Origin of the sequence: Synechococcus lacustris str. Tous (assembly GCF_003011125.1) — a bacterium.
Taxonomy (GTDB): Bacteria; Cyanobacteriota; Cyanobacteriia; order PCC-6307; family Cyanobiaceae; genus Synechococcus_D; species Synechococcus_D lacustris.
Map to the genome: position 1 here is coordinate 1 of NZ_PXVC01000206.1, position 1,162 is coordinate 1,162.

Below are 1,162 nucleotides of genomic sequence, written 5' to 3' on the forward strand. Positions count from 1 at the left end.
AGATTGGGCAGAGTTATTCTTAAAGATGGTGATGTGCTCTTACTACAGGGCCCCAAAGATGCAATCCGGGGCCTGCAAGCAAATAACGATCTTGTTGTTTTAGAACAGCTTGAAAATGATCTACCCACAGTTAGTAGAAAACGTTTAGCGCTGAGCATCTCCGCTTTAGTTATTTTGCTACCAGCTTTTAATTTAATGCCCTTGGTGGCTTCAGTTTTATTTGGAACTGTTGCTATGGTTGCAAGTGGCTGCCTTAGACCCGGTGAATTACAACGGGCCATTCGCCTCGACGTAATTTTGCTACTGGGCTCTTTAGCAAGTTTTAGTGTGGCCTTAGAAAAAACTGGCCTTGCCGCTGCCACCGCTAAAGCACTATTGGCTGGTTTGCAAAACTGGCCTATTTATTGGGCGCTATTAGCAGTATTTCTATTCACCACATTGCTTACGGAGGTGATGAGTAATGCAGCTACGGTTGCAATGTTGATACCAATCGCAGGCCAATTAGCCCTTGGCCTGGGCGAACCGCCAATGGCCTTTATTTATGCAGTTCTATTTGGTGCAAGCCAGAGCTTTTTAAGCCCAGTTGGATACCAAACCAATTTAATGGTATTCGGCCCTGGTCGCTACCAGTTCTTGGATATTGCACGCTATGGAATACCTTTAACAGCTGCAATGACCATTGCTATTCCATTTTTTATTTGCATTTATTTTAAAATTTAGTACCACGATATATCAAATAAAATACATTGATCTACATTCAAGATATTGATCGCGCTGATCCGCAAGTTGCTGCAGCGTCATTGATTCCAAAAAATCCTCCCTTCTGCGATCTAAGTTTGCTTGCAAACCAGCAACTGCCCTATGTTCAGGGGTATTGCTTGTGGGGCTATTAGTGCTAATGATATCCCCTTCCAAGCAATTAATCACTTCAGCCAAAGCAATCTCAGAGGGTGAACGATTCAACTGATACCCCCCCCTAGGGCCACGGATGCTGCGTAAAATCCCAGCTTTGCGCAGGCTAATCATCATTTGCTCAAGGTAGCGATCAGGAATATTCTGCTGGCTGGCAATCTGGGATACCTGAAGAATTCCAGAGGAGGGGAACACCGCAACTAGTTCCAACAACGCAACTAGACCATATTCAGTTTTAGCATTGAATCCC

General features: G+C 44.3%; 2 protein-coding genes. One reads left to right on the forward strand and one right to left on the reverse strand.

All coding sequences use genetic code 11. The annotated features are described in order from the left end of the window. Positions 1–720 (forward strand): SLC13 family permease (locus tag C7K08_RS14340; RefSeq protein WP_193464848.1); only part of this gene is annotated, 720 nt, incomplete at its 5' end. A 12-nt stretch (positions 721–732) separates the two neighbouring features. Here the strand turns inward: C7K08_RS14340 and C7K08_RS14345 are convergent. Further along, positions 733–1,162: RrF2 family transcriptional regulator (locus C7K08_RS14345; RefSeq protein ID WP_106501162.1), on the reverse strand; the 430-nt coding region annotated here is incomplete at its 5' end.